19 protein-coding genes are annotated in these 18,757 nt (G+C 60.9%); 8 read left to right on the top strand and 11 right to left on the bottom strand.

The window, feature by feature from the left end; genetic code table 11:
• Positions 1-78: 78 nt before the first annotated feature.
• On the top strand, positions 79-897 hold the full coding sequence (locus tag ACERHN_RS08320; RefSeq protein WP_415922167.1) for a sulfotransferase family protein: 819 nt from the start codon (positions 79-81) through the stop codon (positions 895-897).
• A 6-nt stretch (positions 898-903) separates the two neighbouring features.
• Here ACERHN_RS08320 and ACERHN_RS08315 read toward each other — a convergent pair whose 3' ends face one another.
• Together ACERHN_RS08315 and ACERHN_RS08310 are read right to left on the bottom strand one after the other, a co-directional pair.
• A complete protein-coding gene (locus tag ACERHN_RS08315; RefSeq protein WP_415922166.1) occupies positions 904-1,707 on the bottom strand; it encodes a methyltransferase domain-containing protein in 804 nt (267 codons plus the stop codon).
• Between the two features lie 82 nt (positions 1,708-1,789).
• Positions 1,790-2,479 carry an SGNH/GDSL hydrolase family protein gene (locus ACERHN_RS08310; RefSeq protein ID WP_415922165.1) on the bottom strand — a complete coding sequence of 230 codons (690 nt, stop codon included), beginning with the start codon at positions 2,477-2,479 and terminating at the stop codon, positions 1,790-1,792.
• Between the two features lie 107 nt (positions 2,480-2,586).
• Between ACERHN_RS08310 and smpB the strand changes: the two genes are divergently transcribed.
• From smpB to ACERHN_RS08295, 3 genes are all read left to right on the top strand, one after another.
• The gene (gene smpB / locus ACERHN_RS08305; protein WP_415922164.1) at positions 2,587-3,060 is read left to right on the top strand and encodes an SsrA-binding protein SmpB; all 474 of its coding nucleotides are present in this window, start codon (positions 2,587-2,589) and stop codon (positions 3,058-3,060) included.
• A 117-nt stretch (positions 3,061-3,177) separates the two neighbouring features.
• On the top strand, positions 3,178-4,032 hold the full coding sequence (gene sseA, locus ACERHN_RS08300) for a 3-mercaptopyruvate sulfurtransferase (RefSeq protein ID WP_415922163.1): 855 nt from the start codon (positions 3,178-3,180) through the stop codon (positions 4,030-4,032).
• Entirely contained in the window at positions 4,032-5,213 is a 1,182-nt protein-coding gene (locus ACERHN_RS08295) for an aromatic amino acid transaminase (protein WP_415922162.1), read from the top strand. Before sseA ends, ACERHN_RS08295 begins: the two co-directional genes overlap by 1 nt.
• A 174-nt stretch (positions 5,214-5,387) precedes the next feature.
• Here the strand turns inward: ACERHN_RS08295 and ACERHN_RS08290 are convergent, their stop codons facing one another.
• Positions 5,388-6,698: an ammonium transporter gene (locus ACERHN_RS08290; RefSeq protein ID WP_415922161.1), complete on the bottom strand. Its 1,311-nt coding sequence runs from the start codon at positions 6,696-6,698 to the stop codon at positions 5,388-5,390.
• Between the two features lie 31 nt (positions 6,699-6,729).
• Positions 6,730-7,068, bottom strand: coding sequence for a P-II family nitrogen regulator (locus tag ACERHN_RS08285; RefSeq protein WP_415922160.1), 339 nt, complete (start codon positions 7,066-7,068; stop codon positions 6,730-6,732).
• 252 nt (positions 7,069-7,320) lie between these two features.
• Between ACERHN_RS08285 and ACERHN_RS08280 the strand changes: the two genes are divergently transcribed.
• Positions 7,321-9,510, top strand: coding sequence for a transglycosylase domain-containing protein (locus ACERHN_RS08280; protein WP_415922159.1), 2,190 nt, complete (start codon positions 7,321-7,323; stop codon positions 9,508-9,510).
• Between the two features lie 116 nt (positions 9,511-9,626).
• Here the strand turns inward: ACERHN_RS08280 and ACERHN_RS08275 are convergent, their stop codons facing one another.
• Complete coding sequence (locus ACERHN_RS08275) at positions 9,627-10,220, bottom strand: MlaC/ttg2D family ABC transporter substrate-binding protein (RefSeq protein WP_415922158.1); 594 nt, start codon at positions 10,218-10,220, stop codon at positions 9,627-9,629.
• A complete protein-coding gene (locus ACERHN_RS08270) occupies positions 10,220-10,936 on the bottom strand; it encodes a VacJ family lipoprotein (RefSeq protein WP_415922157.1) in 717 nt (238 codons plus the stop codon). The genes ACERHN_RS08275 and ACERHN_RS08270 overlap by 1 nt, the downstream gene beginning before the upstream one ends.
• A 212-nt stretch (positions 10,937-11,148) precedes the next feature.
• On the opposite strand from ACERHN_RS08270, the gene ACERHN_RS08265 reads away from it, so the two are divergent.
• Positions 11,149-12,885, top strand: a complete 1,737-nt coding sequence (locus ACERHN_RS08265) for a type I secretion system permease/ATPase (RefSeq protein ID WP_415922710.1) — start codon at positions 11,149-11,151, stop codon at positions 12,883-12,885.
• The gene (locus tag ACERHN_RS08260) at positions 12,882-14,186 is read left to right on the top strand and encodes an HlyD family type I secretion periplasmic adaptor subunit (protein WP_415922156.1); all 1,305 of its coding nucleotides are present in this window, start codon (positions 12,882-12,884) and stop codon (positions 14,184-14,186) included. Before ACERHN_RS08265 ends, ACERHN_RS08260 begins: the two co-directional genes overlap by 4 nt.
• On the opposite strand, the gene ACERHN_RS08255 is transcribed toward ACERHN_RS08260, so the two are convergent.
• Together ACERHN_RS08255 and ACERHN_RS08250 are read right to left on the bottom strand one after the other, a co-directional pair.
• The gene (locus tag ACERHN_RS08255) at positions 14,183-14,695 is read right to left on the bottom strand and encodes a DUF4177 domain-containing protein (protein ID WP_415922155.1); all 513 of its coding nucleotides are present in this window, start codon (positions 14,693-14,695) and stop codon (positions 14,183-14,185) included. The genes ACERHN_RS08260 and ACERHN_RS08255 overlap by 4 nt on opposite strands.
• Positions 14,696-14,757: 62 nt before the next feature.
• Positions 14,758-15,234 carry a thioesterase family protein gene (locus tag ACERHN_RS08250; protein ID WP_415922154.1) on the bottom strand — a complete coding sequence of 159 codons (477 nt, stop codon included), beginning with the start codon at positions 15,232-15,234 and terminating at the stop codon, positions 14,758-14,760.
• Positions 15,235-15,333: 99 nt separating this feature from the next.
• Between ACERHN_RS08250 and ACERHN_RS08245 the strand changes: the two genes are divergently transcribed.
• On the top strand, positions 15,334-16,542 hold the full coding sequence (locus tag ACERHN_RS08245; RefSeq protein WP_415922153.1) for a class I SAM-dependent methyltransferase: 1,209 nt from the start codon (positions 15,334-15,336) through the stop codon (positions 16,540-16,542).
• On the opposite strand, the gene ACERHN_RS08240 is transcribed toward ACERHN_RS08245, so the two are convergent.
• The 3 genes from ACERHN_RS08240 to nth are packed head-to-tail and all read right to left on the bottom strand — an operon-like array spanning position 16,530 to position 18,756.
• On the bottom strand, positions 16,530-17,126 hold the full coding sequence (locus tag ACERHN_RS08240; RefSeq protein ID WP_415922152.1) for a GNAT family N-acetyltransferase: 597 nt from the start codon (positions 17,124-17,126) through the stop codon (positions 16,530-16,532). The genes ACERHN_RS08245 and ACERHN_RS08240 overlap by 13 nt on opposite strands.
• Positions 17,126-18,115, bottom strand: coding sequence for an adenosine kinase (locus ACERHN_RS08235; RefSeq protein ID WP_415922151.1), 990 nt, complete (start codon positions 18,113-18,115; stop codon positions 17,126-17,128). The genes ACERHN_RS08240 and ACERHN_RS08235 overlap by 1 nt, the downstream gene beginning before the upstream one ends.
• Complete coding sequence (gene nth, locus ACERHN_RS08230) at positions 18,112-18,756, bottom strand: endonuclease III (RefSeq protein WP_415922150.1); 645 nt, start codon at positions 18,754-18,756, stop codon at positions 18,112-18,114. Before nth ends, ACERHN_RS08235 begins: the two co-directional genes overlap by 4 nt.
• Position 18,757 lies beyond the last annotated feature (1 nt).

Here is an 18,757-nt window from a genome sequence, read left to right as displayed (position 1 = left end):
TAAACACAATTTCTTTGCTTTTTTGACGTTTAGGTAAGCCGCGATTGAACGTGGCAACGAGTACGAGGGACGATCGAGATGGGATTTCCAGGCACTTGGATGACGGAGAGTGAGAGCGTCGTGTACCGCGTGGTGCCGAAATGCGCCTGCTCCACCATCGGTCAGATCATGTTTTATTCGGACCATGGCGAATTTTTTGATGGCGACATTCACGATGCCAAGGGCGGCATGCACAAGTGGGCGCTTGACGAAAGCCAGCCGGTCATCTCGGAGAATGTGAAGACCCACGGGTCCTATGCGTTCACCTGTGTGCGCAACCCCTACACGCGCATCCTGTCGTCCTTCTTTGACAAGATCTGCGGGATTCAGCGCAACGGACGTCGGTATCGGGGGAACCTTGTTCCGCTCTTGATCCAGAAATACGGGATCGAAGTGGGCGGTGACGACGGCAAGGAAGAGTTCGACCAGATCAAATCCTTCCGCCGGTTCCTGCTTTTTGCGCGCGACACCATCCGCTGGCGCCGGCCGATGGAGCCGGACATTCACTGGTCCGCGATGTCGGGGCATGTCTCCACTTTCATTGTGAACGGTGGGCGCTATGACAAGATCATCTGGACGGAAAAGTTCAACGAGGGCATGGCTGAGGTGATGCAGGCGGTCGAGACACCGCAGACCGTTGATCTCAAAAATGTGCCGCGCTTCAACGAAAGCGAGGGGCACGGGCCCAAACGTGCGCATCCGGTCGAAGATTATTTCGACGACCTGTCGATGCACCTTGTCTACGAGATCTACAAACGCGATTTCGAGGTCTTCAAATACGATTTCGAAGACCCGTCAAACAAGATGCCGATTGCAGAGATCGACCTGGACGAAGTTCACAAGAAGCTCGGCGAATAGCGGCGATCAGGCGGGCTTGGTCGCTTTGGCCGTTGCAAAGGCCTGATACCCATACAGCGTTCCGTTGGCTGCACGCCGGTCATGTTCCGCGATCAGCGCATCGGCAAGGGCCTGCCCGATTTCGCCGCGGTCAACCATCCCCTTCGTCGTGACCTCGACCCAGGGCAGCATGGATTGCGCGGTCGTCACAACGCGGCTCTCCACTCCGAAATGGTCCAGCGTGAGGCCCGCATCGGCAATCATGCGGCGGAGTTTCCCGACGATAAACGGGTCCGTGACAAAGCCGCCCACAAATGCGCGTGCACACGCATCAAGCGGATCATTGGCAAAGCTGCTGAATGTCGCCTTGGAAAAATCCGCGTCGCAGATGATCAACGACCCGCCCGGTTTCAACACCCGCACCGCTTCCGTGATCAGTGCTTCGGGATGCGTGACATGGGTCAGGACGGTGTGCAGGATCGCGGCATCCGCGCTGTTGTCCGCGCGGGGCAGGGCGGTGCCGTCCGCTTCCTCGAAACGGAGGTTCCCGGTATCTGCGGCGCGCGTCCGCGCTTCTGCGACGAACCCGCGTGATGGCTCATAACCGATGACTTCGGCGGGGTGAACATGTGCCGCGATCCGGCGCGTCACAGCTCCGGCACCGGCCCCGACCTCGATGACCGTTGCCTCATCGCGCAAGGAAAGCATCGACAGGTAATCTGCAACAATCTGCTCCATAACGGGCTCAGACTGCCGCACATCCATCGCGTCCGCGAATGTCTTGATGAATGCCGCACCAGCCGCATCAACGTCCTGAAATGGATCCGCCATCCGTTATCTCGCTCCTGCATCTCCGTTGCAGCGGAGCATAGGCGACTTGTAAGGATTTGGCGCCCAATTTTTGCAGGTTGCTCTAGCGGGCCCCAGCCCCGGTGATCACTTTGGCGAGCCTGGCTGCGATTGCGGCGCTGCCCTTGGCGGACGGATGCAACCGATCACTGTCATGGAAACTGCGGTCACCTTCCGGGACCAAAGTCCGGTTGGACACGAAAAAAACCCCTTTATCCAGTGCCGCAAGCGTCGCCAATCGCGCCTCCAGCGCATCGCCGATCTCTGCGCAGTTCTCGACGGGAGACCGGAAGCCCGGCGTGCGCAAGTAACCGACATAAGCCACATTGGCGCCCGTGGACCGAAGACGGGCAACCAGCGCGGGGATGGCTCCGCTGGATGCATCCGCCGATATCAACCGGTCCAGTTGTCTGTCGCACCGCCCGCATCCACAGCCGAACAGCAAGTCGTTGCCACCGCCGTTCAACACGATCCAGTCCCAATCGCCCGCAACAAATTGCCGGTCTATGCGCAGCCCAAGACTGCCACTGACCGGCAGGGCATAGAAATATCGCGCCCCGGATACCGACCGGTCCACCACGGGCTGCCCCAGGCGCGCCTCGAGCGCGTCCGACACGGACCGCCCCGACGCCGCATTCCAGGCAAGCATACTGTCACCCATGGTCATGATCCGTGCCTGCCCGTCCGACGGCACCGGCTCCACACATCCCGCCAGGAAAACAAGGGCCGCAAGGGCGCAGAAAACGCGTTTCATAAAATCATCCATTCCGTGCCCCTCCACCCTTTAACCAAACCGTTCAGATTCGGTGAACCCCCACAAAGCCTTGCGAGCATCCGGGCAACGCCCTACATCGCGTGGCTATGGCGCAAGGTAAATCAGACCCAAACTACAAGGTTGCCGCCGAAAACCGGCGCGCACGCTTCGACTATGCGATCGAGGATGACCTCGAATGCGGTATCGTGCTCGAAGGGTCCGAGGTCAAATCCCTGCGCGCCGGTGGCGCCAACATCGCCGAAAGCTATGCCAGCGTTGATGATGGCGAGCTTTGGCTCGTCAACAGCTACATTGCACCCTACGAACAGGCCAAAAGCTTCAGACACGAAGAACGCCGCCGCCGCAAACTGCTGGTCAGTCGCAAGGAATTGTCGCGGCTCTGGAACGCGACGCAACGCCAAGGCATGACGCTGGTCCCCATCGTGCTCTATTTCAACCACAAAGGCATGGCAAAGCTGAAACTGGGCGTGGCCAAGGGCAAGAAACTGCATGACAAGCGCGACACCAGCGCCAAGCGCGACTGGAACCGTCAGAAACAGCGCCTCCTGAAACAGGGATAACCTTCTTCTGGCTCAAAATACCACGGGGTGAGGCCGCAGGCCGAGGGGCAGAGCCCCTTGCACCAGAAGCCGCCCGGCGTTACCCAAGGGCGTTTTCCGCACGGCCAGAGACTCATCATGTCCGACGATCCCAAGACCCTCGTTTCCACCGATTGGCTCGCCAAACATCTCAAGGACCCCGACCTTAGGGTGCTGGATGCATCGTGGTACATTCCCGGCTCTGATCGCGATGCCCGCGCAGAATACGATGCGGCCCACATTCCCGGGGCGCGTTTCTTCGACATCGATGAAATTAGCGACGCCCGTTCGGACATGGCACATATGGCGCCGCCGCCGGAAAAATTCATGTCCCGCATGCGCGCCATGGGTGTCGGCGACGGGCATCAGGTCGTCGTCTATGACGGCCACGGCATGCTTAGCGCGCCGCGGGTCTGGTGGACGTTCCGCCTCATGGGACATCGTGATGTGGCGGTGCTGGATGGCGGATTTCCAAAGTGGCAAGCCGAAGGGCGCGCCACCGAAGACATGCCGCCCGTGATCAAGGATCGCCACCTGACCGCGCGCTTCCAAAACCACCTTGTGCGCGATGTAACCCAAGTCAGCCGCGCGTCAAAACTGAACAGCCCGCAGATCGTCGATGCGCGCGCCGCCGCCCGGTTCCGCGGCGATGCGCCCGAACCGCGGGAGGGCCTGCGCGCCGGTCACATCCCCGGATCGCGCAATGTGCCCTACGACAGTCTGCTCAATACCGACAAGACGATGAAATCTCTGGAAGAGACGCGCGCCATCTTCGAGGCGGCGGGCATTGACCTCACACACCCCATTATCACCAGCTGCGGCTCCGGCATCACCGCCGCCGTCCTTGCCCTCGCGCTCGAGCGTCTGGGGCATGACAGCTGGTCCCTTTACGACGGCAGCTGGGCCGAATGGGGCATGTCGCCCATGGTTCCTGTCGCAACTGGAGACGCCTGATGTTCGAAACGCTCACTGCTCAAAAACCGGACGCGATCCTGACCCTGATGCAGATGTACCGCGACGATACGCGCGCGGGCAAAGTCGATCTCGGCGTTGGCGTTTACAAGAACGCGGCCGGGGTGACACCCGTGATGCGCGCCATCAAAGCCGCGGAAGAGCGGCTCTGGCAGGAACAGGACAGCAAATCCTATGTTGGCCTCGCCGGCGATCCCGCGTTCAACGACGCCATGGTGCGGTTGGTCCTCGGAGATGCCGTGGCGCGGGCTGATGTGTCTTCTGTTGCAACACCCGGCGGCACCGGCGCCGTGCGTCAGGCGTTTGAGCTGATCAGGATGAGCAACCCGGGTGCACGGGTTTTCGTGTCGAACCCGACATGGCCGAACCACCTGTCGATCCTCGATTATCTTGGGATCGAAATGGTGCCTTACCGCTATTTCGATGACGAGACACGCGGCGTGGATTTCGACGGGCTCATTGCCGACCTCAAAGGGGCGAAAAAAGGCGATGTCGTGCTGCTTCATGGCTGCTGTCACAACCCGACCGGGGCCAATCTGACGATGCCGCAATGGCAGGAAGTGATCGCCATCCTGCTTGAAACCGGCGCCACGCCGATGATCGACATCGCCTATCAGGGCTTCGGTGACGGTGTCGAAGCTGACGCCGCTGGCACGCGCGCCGTGGCAGCCGCCGTGCCAGAGTGTTTGATTGCGGCCAGCTGTTCAAAGAACTTCGGGATCTACCGGGAACGCACGGGCGTCCTGATGCTTGTCGCGTCGGGCGGTGACAAATCCGTGCGTCAGGGTACGCTCGCCTTTCTGAACCGCCAGAACTACTCCTTCCCGCCGGATCACGGTGCACGGCTGGTCACGATGATCCTCGAAGATGACGGCCTGCGCACGGACTGGATGGCGGAGCTGGAGGACATGCGCACCGGCATGTTGTCCCTGCGCGAACAGCTGGCCAAGGAACTGGAACACCGCTCCGGCTCCAACCGGTTCGGCTTTCTCGCCGAACACCGGGGCATGTTCTCGCGTCTGGGCACCACCCCGGAACTGGTCCGCAAAATGCGCGAAGACCACGGCATCTACATGGTCGGTGACAGCCGCATGAACATCGCGGGCCTGAACGAAGCCTCCGTGCCCGTCCTCGCCGAGGCGATTGTGGCCGCAGGCGTCTGAATCAAACCGGAACCGGAGACATGCCGGTTCCGCCCCACCTTCTTCATCTCGCCAAATAAACGCCCCCCGGAGGACCCGTCCGCAACGGGGCCGCCGCTTTGAACATGACGCACAAAAAAAAGCCGGGCGCGAACGCCCGGCCAGTTGTCATAAGGGTCGAGAGGAAGGAGAAGCTCAGCCCTTGGAGAAATCCGGATAGGCTTCCATGCCCAGTTCCGAAGTGTCGAGACCGTTGATCTCTTCTTCTTCGCCGACACGGATGCCCATCGCCGCCTTCAGGACAAACCAGACCACCAGCGATGCAACGAAGGTGAACACGCCATAGGCCACGATACCGGTCAGCTGCGTGATCAACGATGCGTCCGAGTTGTAGAACACAACCGCGATGGTGCCCCAGATACCTGCAAACAGGTGCACAGGAATGGCGCCAACCACGTCGTCGATCTTGAGCTTGTCGAGCAACGGTACGGTAAAGACCACGATCACACCGCCCACGGCACCAATCCAAAGAGCACCAAACAGCGACGGAGCGAGGGGTTCCGCCGTGATGGACACGAGGCCCGCCAGCGCACCGTTCAGCACCATGGTCAGGTCCGGCTTTTTGTAGAGGATTTGCGTCAGGATCAGCGCAGTCACCGCACCGGCCGCTGCCGCCATGTTGGTGTTGGCAAAGATGCGGCTCACGTCGCTCACGTCACCAACAGTGCCCATCGCCAGCTGCGAGCCACCGTTAAAGCCGAACCAACCCAGCCACAGGATGAATGTGCCCAGTGTGGCCAGCGCGAGGTTCGAGCCGGGCATGGGGTTCACACGTCCGTCCTTGTACTTGCCCAAACGCGGACCCAGCACGATGGCACCTGCCAGAGCGGCCCAGCCACCCACGGAGTGCACAACGGTCGAACCGGCAAAATCGGAGAAGCCCATTTCGCTCAGCCAGCCGCCGCCCCACTGCCAGGAACCGGAGATCGGGTACATGATGCCCGTCAGGACGACCACAAAGATCAAAAACGGCCACAGCTTGATCCGCTCAGCCAGTGCGCCCGACACGATCGACGCGGTCGCGGCCACAAAGACGAGCTGGAAGAAGAAGTCCGACCCGACAGATGCGTAGTCAAGTGCTGCGTCTGCTGCCGCGACCCCAACCGGGTCCAAAACGGTTGGTCCGCCGATGGCAAAGAAGCCGTTGAAATCGCCGGGGTACATCGTGTTGAAGCCGACAAACCAGTACATGATCGCCGCAATCGAATAGAGCGCGATGTTCTTGGTCATCTGCATGGTCACGTTCTTGGACCGCACCAGACCGCCTTCGAGCATGGCAAAACCCGCAGCCATGAAGAAAACAAGGAAGCCCGCGATGCAGAACAGGAGGGTTGTCATGATGTAGGGGCCGATTTCATCGAAACCGGGGGCCGCATCCTGGGCCATGGCTGCCATTGGCAGAGCCGCGAGAACGGCGGCTGTTGGAAGAATTCGTTTCAGGTTCATTTCTCGTGTTTCCCTATCTCAGCCGCCGCTTTTACAGCGCGTCTTCGTTGGTTTCGCCGGTGCGCACACGCACGGCCTGTTGCACGTCGAGGACAAAGATCTTGCCGTCGCCGATCTTGCCCGTCTGAGCGGTCTTGGTGATGGTTTCGACGATCTGGTCGGCCATAGAGGCCGCGACCACGATCTCGATCTTGACCTTGGGCACGAAATTCACTGCGTATTCTGCCCCGCGGTAAATTTCGGTATGGCCGGATTGTGATCCGAAGCCCTTGATTTCAGTGACCATCATGCCGCGCACACCGGCTTCGGTCAGCGCTTCGCGGACCTCTTCCAGCTTGAACGGCTTGATTGTTGCAATGATGAGTTTCACTTGCGTCCCCTTCGTTTTGGCAGGCGGCCCTGCGTCATGCCCGGAAAAGAGAGCATCCAGAGCGCAGGGCAAAGGAGCGGGCCGGGATTTGAGGTGGTGAAGGGGGCGGATGTGCACAAAAAATGCGCAATCGTGTACTTTTGCATATATTTTATGCAACGTTGAATCGAGTAATGTGTCCGACAGGCGCGTGGCAAATGATTTCAAACCCTATATGATGAAGGCAACAACAAGGCCGGGCAGGGGCTGTTCATGAGTGGTTCGAAAAAAGGCAAACGCCCTCTGGTGGCGGATCGCCGGTATCCCAAGACGACAGGCGCGCGCGCCAAACCCAAGGCTGCGCCCAAAAAACGCAAGCGGAAACCCGCGCCCAAGCGCAGCAGCAATATCTTTGTGCGCCTGTTCCGTTGGGTGATGCGCCTGATCTGGGTGGTGACCTCCCGCGTGACGATTGCCGCGCTGGTGGTGCTTGGGCTGGCGGTTGGATATGTCTATTCCACGCTGCCGGATGTGACCGCGTTGCTTGATGGCCGCGCGCGCGGCTCTGTGACGATGGTGGACCGGGATGGCGCGATCTTTGCCTGGCGCGGGGATCAATTTGGCGGTGCCGTCACGGCCAGCAGCGTGTCACCGGCCCTCAAGAACGCCGTTGTCGCGACCGAGGACAAAAGGTTCTACCGCCATTTCGGGATCAGCCCGCGCGGTGTGGCAAGTGCCGTGCGCATCAACCTGAGCGAAGGACGCGGGCCGCTGTCGGGCCACGGTGGCTCGACCATCACGCAACAGACGGCAAAGCTTTTGTGCCTTGGCGTGGAATACGACCCCACCGCCTGGGAGAGCGAGGCAGAGTATGTACGTGATTGCCGCCGCGGATCGCTTCAGCGCAAGGCCAAGGAGGCGGTTTATGCGCTGGCGATGGAGGCCAAGTATTCCAAGGACGAGATCCTCTCGATTTACCTGAACCGCGCCTATATGGGCGGCGGTGCCTATGGGGCGGAGGCCGCGACGCAGCGCTATTTTGGCAAACCCGCCGCAACCGTGAACCCCGCCGAAGGCGCGATGATCGCGGGTCTTCTGACCGCGCCGTCCTCTTTGGCGCCGACATCAAACCTGCAACGCTCTCAGGACCGGGCGGCAACCGTTCTGCGTTTGATGGGCGAACAGGGGTATCTATCGCAGGCAGAGGTGGCCCAGTGGCAACAGAACCCGGCAACACTGTCGTCCGCCGCACGCCGCAAGGCGGGTGGATACTTCGCCGATTGGGTGATGGCATCCGGCCCGGAATTCTTTACCCGCAACACGACCGAAGACGTCATCATCTCGACCACGCTGGATCAGCGGATCCAGAAGGCTGCCGAAGACGCTCTGAGCCAGGTGTTTGAAACTAAGGTCCGTGAAGGGTCCAAGGCGCAGGCTGCAATTGTCGTGATGAGCGCGGATGGCGCGGTGCGGGCGATGGTCGGCGGGCGCGAAACGCGTGTTGCTGGTGTGTTCAACCGCGCCATTCAGGCCGAGCGTCAGACAGGATCTGCGTTCAAGCCCTTCGTTTATGCCGCGGCGCTCGACCTTGGCTATTCACCGATGGACACGGTGATGGACGAGCCGTTGACGATCAACATCCCTGGGTCCGGCCCTTGGTCGCCCAAGAACTACACGAACAAATACGAAGGCCGCGTGACTTTGACCCGCGCGCTGGAACAAAGCCTCAATATCCCCGCGGTCAAAGTCTCGGAAAGCGTTGGCCGCGAACTTGTGCGCACGGTGGCGAGCCAGTTTGGCATCGAAAGCGATCTGGCGGCGGGTCCGGCACTGGCACTTGGCGCTTCGGAAAGCAACTTGCTGGAGATGACCGGGGCTTATGCGGGTATTCTCAACGGGGGGTCGTCCGTGACGCCCTACGGTCTGGTGGATCTGAAGCTCAAGGGTGACGATGCGCCATTGATGGGCACTGGCGGCGGGATTGGCGAGCGCGTCATTCAGGAGGATGCCGCGGCGCAACTGGTGTGGATGATGGAACAGGTTGTGGCGCAAGGCACCGGCGTGCGGGCCAAGCTGCCCGGACGTCCCGCCGCGGGCAAGACCGGCACGACACAGGCGGCCCGCGATGCATGGTTCATCGGGTTCACCGCGGATTATGTCGCCGGTGTCTGGATGGGCTACGATGACAATACGCCGTTGACCGGCGTCACCGGTGGCGGGCTGCCCGCTGAAATCTGGCGCGAAACGATGGTGCGGGTGCATGAAGGTGTGCCGGTACGCCCATTGCCCGGTCGTGCCCCAGCCCAGTTGCAGGCCCCTGCACCGCAACAGCCCACGGCTCCGCGCAACAACGACGTGCCGCGGTCCACAGAAGGTATCATCGAATTTCTGGTGCGGGACATTCTGGGCAACCTCGGGCAGCCGGGCCGCCCGAATGATAATGTCTCCGGAAGTGACCGGTAATCCGCTCTAGAGCGAAAAATAAGCGTCCTGCAACATCATGTATCGCGTAACCCGTTGAAATCTCTGATTTCAGGCAGGGTTGCGTGATGCAGATTTTTGTATTTCGGCTTTCGGCTTTAGCCTGCGCGGTCCAGCGCCGAAATCATCGCGTCGATGTCGCCGCCATTGCGGTCCAGCAGCGCGCCCACTTCGGTCCGTTCGGTCAAAAGCAGGTTGATGCCCTCGATGAACATGTTGAAGAAGAGCGGCTTGCCGGAGCGGTCCGACACATGGAAGGTCACGTTGAACGGAGCCTCGCCCCGCAAGAAGGCCGTGGTGGAGACTTCAAACCAGTTCTTGACCTGTTTGACCTCGTTGACCTCAAGGCGGCCGCCGATGAATTCGCGGAACCGTTTGCCGTATTTGCGCGCGACATAACCCTGGAACGCCTTCGAAAAGGACCGCTTCTGGCCATTTGATGCGCGACGGCCGTCCACGCCCATCGCATAGGCAGAGATATAGGACGTGTCGCTGTAGCGGGCGAAGATCCGTTCAAAGTCGCGAATCATCGCGCTTTCGGATTTGCCCGAGGCGATCACGGTGTTGATATCGCCCACGAGGCTTTCGACAAGGCTTCCGGCCTGAGCACCGCTGAGCGCGAAGGCTGGCATTGCAGGAAGGGTCAGCGCGGATGCGGCCCCTGCAAGAAAGAAACGACGATCAAGAAACATCAGAACCCCTCCGTGTCCAAGGCAAACGGATCAATTTCACTGCTGGTGTCTGTATCGCCCAGCTCGAAGCGACGGTTTTGCAAGTAGATCAAACGCGCCTGTGCATAGCTGTCGGCGCTTTCGTAAAGGATGCTGTCCACCGTTTCCGTGAAACGTCCCCGCGTGCTGAGACCCGATGCGACGCCGGCGGCGGTGCCATAGTAGCGTTCAGGTTCGTCGATCACATAGCTCAGCGGGTTGGTGAACAAATCCACCACCATGCCGGTGGTGTCACGAACCGTTGACGGTCCAAGCACGGGCAGTTCGAGATACGGCCCCTCGCGGGCGCCCCAGACGTGAAGCGTCTCGCCAAAATCGGTGTCATGCTCCGGCAGGTTGAATTCGGCTGCCACATCAGCCAGCCCGAAGATACCCAGCGTGGAGTTGGTCAGGAAGCGTACCGTAGACAGACCTGCGCCGCGCAGGTCCCCCTGCAGCAGGCTGTTGACCATAACCGACGGCTCGCCGAGGTTGCTGGCAAAGTGGCCGATGCTGTCCTCGATCTCGTCAGGCAGGATTGTGGAGTACCCGATGGCCGCTGGACGGACCAAAGCGCGGTCGAGACCACGGTTGAACGCATGCACTTTGCGGTTCTGATTTTCATACGGATCGAACACGCCATCTTCGGTTGGCACCGCAGGCGCACCACCACCGCAGGCGGCCAGTCCCGTCAGCATCAATAACAAAAGCAGGATCCGACCTGCTGGCTTTAAATGCGCCAATGGAAATCTCCGAACAACACGCGTAAGCACTCACTTAATACCTTCGTGGCAAATGCCCATAGGGTGGACACGGTAATTGATGCGTCTGTGGCACTTGCGTGACAGGGAAAATGCGCCAAAGCTGGCGCGACGACAAGGCCGGGCAGAACGCGGGCAAAAAGGTGCCGATGCAGGATAGAATGCTGAAACTGGGTCAGGCGGAGCTGCGCAGTGCGCGACGACAAAGCCGTGGGCTTTATTGGATGGTCGGGCTTTTCAGCCTGTTTGCCAACCTTCTGATGCTCACCGGGCCGCTCTATATGCTGCAAGTGTACGACCGGGTTCTTGGCAGCCGCAGCGTGGAAACGTTGTTGGCGTTGTCGCTTTTGGTTGTGTTCCTTTATGGCGTGATGGGTGTGCTCGACTATACCCGGGGTCGGATCATGGCACGGGTCGGTGCCAGATTTCAGGCGCATCTGGATCGTCGTGTCTTTGATGCGGTGGTGCGCAAATCGGCTGTGGCACCGGATATGCAATCGCGGACCGGTCTGTCCGACCTCGAGGCGGTTCAGCGATTCATGACTTCTCCGGTGCTCATGGCATTCTTCGATTTGCCGTGGACGCCGATATTTGTGGCGGGCATTTTCCTCTTTCATCCGATGCTGGGTTGGTTGGCTGTGGGTGGTGGTGCGCTCTTGATCCTGATCGCCATCGCGAACCAGGCTCTGTCGCGTACGCCACAGCTGCGCTCCGCGCATGCAGGTCAGGTGGCCAGTACCATGTCGGATCAGTTGCAGACCGAAGCCGAGATGGTGCAGGCCATGGGCATGCGCAGTGCCGCGTTTGACCGCTGGCAAAAGGCACGCGGCATGGCGCTCGAAGAACAAATCCGGGCCACGGATGTCGGCGGTGGGTTTACTGCGCTGACCAAAACGCTCCGCCTGTTTTTGCAAAGCGCCATGCTGGGTCTGGGCGCGTATCTCGTGTTGCAAAACCAGATGACACCGGGGGCGATGATTGCCGGGTCGATCTTGCTTGGACGGGCGCTGGCGCCGATTGAGTTGATGCTGACGCAATGGCCGGTGGCGCAGCGTGGGGTCAAGGGATGGCGTGCGCTGACCGAGCTGTTGGGCTCCGTGCCGGAGGAACAGGAGCGGACCGCACTGCCGAAACCAAAGGCAAAGCTGGTGGCCAAGGCTTTGACTGTGGTGCCGCCCGGGGAAAAGACGGCTGCGTTGCGGGGGTTGGATTTTGATCTGCCACCGGGGCAGGCGATGGGCGTGATCGGCCCCTCGGGTGCAGGCAAATCCACGCTCGCGCGCTGTATCACCGGCGTTTGGCGGCCCGCTGGCGGCTCAATCCGGCTCGATTCCGCGGCACTTGACCAGTATGAGCCGCATGTTCTGGGCCAACATATCGGGTATCTGCCACAACGGGTGCAATTGTTCGACGGCAGCATCGCGGAGAATATTGCACGGCTGTCCACCGCGCCCGACGCGGAAAAAGTCGTGGCAGCGGCCAAAAAAGCCGCAGCGCATGAAATGATCCTTGAACTGCCCAACGGCTATGACACGCAGATCAGCGCGGGACAGCAGCGCCTGTCCGGTGGCCAGATCCAGCGGATCGGCCTTGCCCGCGCGCTCTACGATGATCCGGTCATTCTGGTGCTGGACGAACCCAATTCCAATTTGGACAACACCGGCACGCAAGCGCTCAATCAGGCGATCCGCCAGCTGAAGGCCGAAGGGCGCAGCGTGATCATCATGGCGCACAGACCCGCCGCCATTCAGGAATGTGACCTGCTTCTCGTGATCGAGAACGGTGCGCGCGCCGCCTTTGGCCCCCGCGACGACGTGTTGCGCGCGACGGTGAAGAACCATCAGGACATCGCACGTGCACCAGCGGGCGCAGGAGGTGTCACATGAGCGGTGCGTCGAAATGGTCGGCGCGCGCGCCGGTTGTGATCGGTGTTCTGGCGCTGGCGGTGTTGGTGGGCGGCTTTGGCGTCTGGTCGACGCAAACACAGATTGCGGGCGCCATCATTGCATCGGGCCGGATCGAGGTCGACCAGAACCGGCAGATCGTACAGCACCCCGAAGGCGGGGTGGTGGCCGAGATCGCCGTGCAGGAAGGCGATACCGTTGCCGCGGGCGACCTGCTGTTGCAACTGGACGTGGCACAATTGCGCAGCAGGCTCTCCATCATCGAAAGCCAGCTTTACGAATTGATGGCCCGGCGCGGCCGTCTGGAGGCGGAGCGGGACGAACGCGACACGCTGGCATTTGATGAGGAATTGCTGACGGTTGGCGCGGAGCAGGACGAAGTTGCCGAGTTGATCGAAGGACAGGTCAACCTTTTCAGAGCACGGCTTGAATCCGCCGCCCGCACGGAAGAACAGCTTGAAAAACGTGCGGATCAAACCCGCAATCAGATCCTCGGGATCGCAGCGCAGGAAGCATCGCTTGCCCGCCAGCTTGAGCTGATCGAACAGGAGCTGGAAGCGCAGCAAAGCCTGCTGGATCGCGGTTTGACGCAAGCCTCTGGCGTGCTGGCCCTGCAACGGCAGGTCGCGTCACTGGATGGGCAATTGGGCGAGCTGGCCGCGAACAAGGCACAGGCGGAACAGCGGATCACGGAGATTGAGATCGAGGTGCTGCGCCTTGGCACAGACCGGCGGGAGCAGGCGATTACGCGGTTGCGCGATCTGCGCAGCCGGGAGTTGGAAATGCTGGAACAGCGGCAGAGCCTGATCGCGAGTATCGAAAGGATGGAGCTCCGTGCGCCCGTTTCCGGCATCGTTTACAATATGCGGGTGCAAACGCCGCGCTCTGTCATCCGGCCTGCGGATCCGGTGTTATTCCTGATCCCGCAAGACCGTCCGCTTGTCATTGCCGCGCGCGTTGATCCAATCCACATCGACCAGATTGTGGCGGGCCAGGCGGTGAACCTGCGGTTCTCGGCTCTGGATCAACGCACAACGCCGGAGTTGGTGGGCGAGGTTGCATTGGTGTCCGCCGATGCCTTTGAAGACGAAGCGGTGGGTCAAAGCTATTACCGTGCTGAGATCGTTTTAAACCCCGGTGAGCAGGACAAGCTCGCCGAGGATCAGGTGCTGATCCCCGGCATGCCGGTGGAGGCGTTCATTCGCACGGCGGACCGGTCGCCGTTGACCTATTTGATCAAACCAGTGATGGACTACTTCAACCGGGCCTTCCGCGAGGATTAGGACGTTTTGTCCGTGTCCGGTTCCTTGCGGCTTGAGGCCAGCTTTTTCAGCGATGCGGTCATGCCTGCAACATCGGATGTTTCCTCAACCCCGTTGTCGGACAGCATCTGCGTCGCCCCTTCGCCCGGTTCAAACGCGGCATCTGCGTCGCTGGCCTCGTTGTCCGTGTCTTCGGTGTCCGATGCGTCGGCGACCGCCGCGGCGGCTGGCACGGCGGCGAGGGGCACGGCATCGGGCGCGGGCAGCAATTCCGGCTCAAAGTCATCCAGCGGGGCGGTCACGGCTCGGCGAAAGACCAACATATTGCGCCATTCCGTCGTGCTTCCGGTCAGGCCGGCGCGTTCGATTGATGGCAGTGTTTCGGCGCGCTGAAACTCCCAGCCTTCGCCGGCCATATCGTTCATGAGGCTTTGCAGGGCAAAGGCGAACCGTCCTTCGGCCCCTTTGACACCCTTGCCTTTGCGCCCCTTGGTGGGCGCGGGCACAACCTTGTATTCCCAACCTGCCATCGCACGGTCCCCTTCGCATCAGCGCGTCGTATAGCGTGGGCATGAACGGATGCAAAGACGCGTCAGCGCGACCGTTTTATCCCGATGCTCGCCCCCACCCGCGCAGGGCGCGGCAACGCATTATGCGCATCCCGCATCGCGTCGACACGTTGAAAAATGTCCGGTGGCATGGGAGCGACACGTGGGCCGGATTGATCCACATGCAATGTCATCGTTTCTGCCGTCGCAGCGAGCCACCCCTCCGCATGCCAGAGCTCCTGATAGGAGTGGAACCGCTTTTCGTCACAGTCGATCATCTGAAACGTCACGGTGACGGGCGCATCAAGGTGCAGTTCGCGCAGATAGGAGATATGGAATTCCGCCGAATATGTGGTGTGCCCGCTCTGCGTCCGGTAGTCCGGGCCAAAGCCGAGCTGTTCGAACACCTGATCCGCACCTTCGTCAAACAGGACACTGTAGTAGGCCATATTGAGGTGCCCGTTGTAGTCGATCCATTCGGGGCGCACACGCATCACGGAAGAACGGAAGGGCTGGGTCATGGCGGATCTCCTTTGGTCAGACCCTAGAAACACCCGCCCTATGATTGCAACCACCTGCCGGGGTGGTAGGGTCACGCCGCCACACCCCAAGGACATGTCATGAGCGCTTCCGATGTGCAGGCCCAATACGAGGCCTACCCCTATCCCGAACGCGACCCAAAGGATGAACGCAAGCGGCTGATCACCGGGTCGCCGTCACTGCCGACAGAGATGGATCATTGGCTGTGGGGCGGGGCGCGGGATTGGTCGCAGCCCTTGCGCGCATTGGTGGCCGGTGGCGGCACCGGCGATGCGCTGATCCAGCTGGCACAGACCCTGACGGATGCAGGCAGGCCGTTTGAGATCACCTATCTGGATCTGTCCACCGCATCGCGTCGCATCGCCGAAAAGCGCGCCAAGATGCGGAAGCTGGGCGGCGTAACCTTTGTCACGGGCAGCCTGCTGGATGCACGGGATCATGGGCCATTTGACTATGTTGACTGTTGCGGGGTGCTGCATCACCTCGACAATCCGCAGGCCGGGTTCGATGCGCTTGCGGCGGCGTTGAAACCGGACGGGGGTATGGGGATCATGGTCTATGCCCCGCATGGCCGGTCCGGCGTCTATCCTTTGCAGGCTGCATTTGGCACCGCGCTTGCCGGTCTCAAACCACGCGAGCGGCTGAAACGCGCGCGTGCGATTTATGACCGTTTGCCGGACGCGCATCCTTTCAAACGAAATACCCGTGTCGTTGATCATGAAAAGGGGGATGCGGGGTTCTATGATCTGCTGCTGCACAGCACAGACCGCCCGTTCACCATCACGGAGCTTACCGATGCTCTGCACGCTGCGGGGCTGGATTATGCCGGGACGCCGGAGCCGATGCTGTACGATCCGGCGCGTCTGACCGGTGATCTGGAATTGCCGGAGGGTGTTGCGCGGATGCAGTTGGCCGAGGACTTGCGGGGCACGTTCAAGACACATGTGGTCTATGCCCGCCCCAAAGGTCATGTGGTGGCACCGCCCCTGGGCCAGCCGGATGCGATCCCGCATCTGCGCGGCGCCCCTGCGCAGGCATTGGCGCAACATGTGGCGCGCACCGGGCAGATTATCATTGATACGGCAGGCGAGGCCTTCACCTTTGACCTGCCGAAGCAGGCCGCACAGGTCATTGCCGGGATCGACGGGCGGCGCAGCCTGACGGAAATTCGCACCGGCGCAGGGATGGAACCGATTGCCTTTGGCGCGCTTTGGGCGCGGATTGAGGCGGCGTTGTGCGCATCGGGCATGATGCACTATTCACGGCTGCTGGTGGATCAGAGATCGTAGATCGGCACGTGCGGACCAAGGCGCCGGTCATAGCCGTGTGCGATACGCGGGTCGTCCGCAATTTCCACCTTTTGCGATACCGGCACAAATCCCGAGCGGCGATAGAACGCCATCGCCTGTGGGCTGTCGAGTGTGCAGGTATGCAGGTGAAACCGGGTGATCGCCTGCGCCCAGGCCAGATCAATTGCGTTGTTCATCAGGTAGCGTCCAGCCCCTGATCCGATCAGGGGCCGTGTCAGCCCGAAATAGGCCAGCTCGCATTGCCCCGGTTCGCGAAAGTCCAGCTCCAAGAGGCCGCCATCCACGCCGTCGCGCTGCAGGGTGTAGACGTGCACCTTGGGGTCGGTGATGATCGCCTGCAGCGTGTCATCGTCCATGATCATGCGCCCGAACCACAGCCAGTCCTGACCAACCGCCTGAAACAGGGCGCGATACCACGACAGGGTCGGCGCGGTGTGCCGGACCAGGTCCCAGCCTGCCGGAGGCGTGACGGGACGGGTATCGGCCTTGGCCCGCATTTCAAGGTCGGTAACGATTGTCGCCACTTTCCCGCGCGGAACGCCGTGATACCCGTCGCTCAGCATCACAGCAGGCCCGCGGCCTGGAACGCCTTTTTCATGTCCTGCTGCGGGCGTGGACCCACATGGCTGATGACTTCGGCCGCGCACAGGTTGCCCATGCGGCCACAGGTGGCAAGGTCGCGCCCGGTGATCAGGCCGTAGAGGAACCCGGCCGCAAACTGATCGCCTGCGCCGGTTGCGTCCACTGGCGTGACGGTTTCAACGGGAATGTCGTGTCGCGCGCCATCACCGATGATCGTGACCCCGTCACCGGACCGGGTGCAGATGACCAGCGGGATCATGTCGGCAGTTTTGGCCAGCGCGGCCTCAAGGTCATCCGTTTCAAAGAGCGATTTGATCTCGTGTTCGTTGCCGATCACATAATCCAGCTCGTTTTCGATCATGTCGAGGAAGTCGGGGCGATGGCGGTCCACGCAGAACGGGTCAGAAATGGCGATACCGGATTTGCCACCGGCGGCCCGTGTCAGACGTGACGCCTGCCGGAATGCCTCTTTGCCCTTGTCCTTGTCAAAGAGATACCCTTCGAGGAACATCATCTCCGTGCCCGACGCGACAGCGTCCGGAACGTCATCGGGGCCCAGTTCGGTGGAAATGCCGAGATAGGTGTTCATCGACCGCTCACCATCCGGCGACACAAAGATCATGGACCGCGAAGTGGGCAGTTCACCGCCCGCAACCGGGTCGTTCACGAAATCGGTGCCACTGTCCTGCATCGACGCGGCATAAAACTGACCCAGCGTGTCGTCATGTACCCGACCGATGAACGCGGTGGGCAGGCCAAGCGCGCCGACGCCTGCAATCGTGTTGGCCACGGCACCGCCGGGCGTCTGCAACCGGTCTTTCATCGCGCCATAGAGCACTTCGCCCCGGTCGCGTTCGATCAATTGCATGATGCCTTTTTCGATCCCCATGAGATCGAGAAAACTGTCATCCGCATGGGAAATCACATCAACGACGGCATTGCCGATGCCGACCAGTTTGTATTGGGTCATTCGGTTTTTTCCTTGAAGGGGCAGAGGTCGCGGATCACGCAGGCGCCGCATTTGGGTTTGCGCGCCACACAGACGTAGCGGCCATGAAGGATCAGCCAGTGATGCGCGTGCAACTGGAAATCCGCAGGAATGTTGTCTTCGATGGCGCGTTCGACCGCATCGACCGTTTTTCCGGGTGCGATGCCCGTGCGGTTGCCCACGCGAAAGATATGGGTGTCCACCGCCTGGGCAGGGTGCTTCCACCACATGTTCAGCACCACATTGGCGGTCTTGCGCCCCACGCCCGGCAGCGATTGCAACGCCGCGCGGCTGTTGGGCACAACGCCGCCATAGTCGTCCACGAGAATCTGGCTGAGCTTGATGACGTTCTTGGCCTTTTGACGGAACAGACCAATCGTCTTGATATGTTCGGTTAGCCCCTCGATCCCGAGATCGAGCATTTTTTGTGGTGTGTCCGCGATCTGGAACAGGGCGCGGGTCGCCTTGTTCACGCCCGCATCAGTTGCTTGTGCCGACAGGGCCACTGCCACAACCAACGTATAGACGTTGACATGTTCAAGCTCGCCTTCGGGTGCAGCATCGACCGCCTCGAAGCGTTCGAAGATCGTGCGGATCGTATGATAGTCCAACTGCTTTGCCATG

This window comes from Tateyamaria rhodophyticola (genome assembly GCF_047777875.1).
In the GTDB taxonomy this organism is placed as follows: domain Bacteria; phylum Pseudomonadota; class Alphaproteobacteria; order Rhodobacterales; family Rhodobacteraceae; genus Tateyamaria.
Note: the sequence above shows the minus strand (reverse complement) of the source record. Positions and strands in the feature narration are given on the sequence as shown.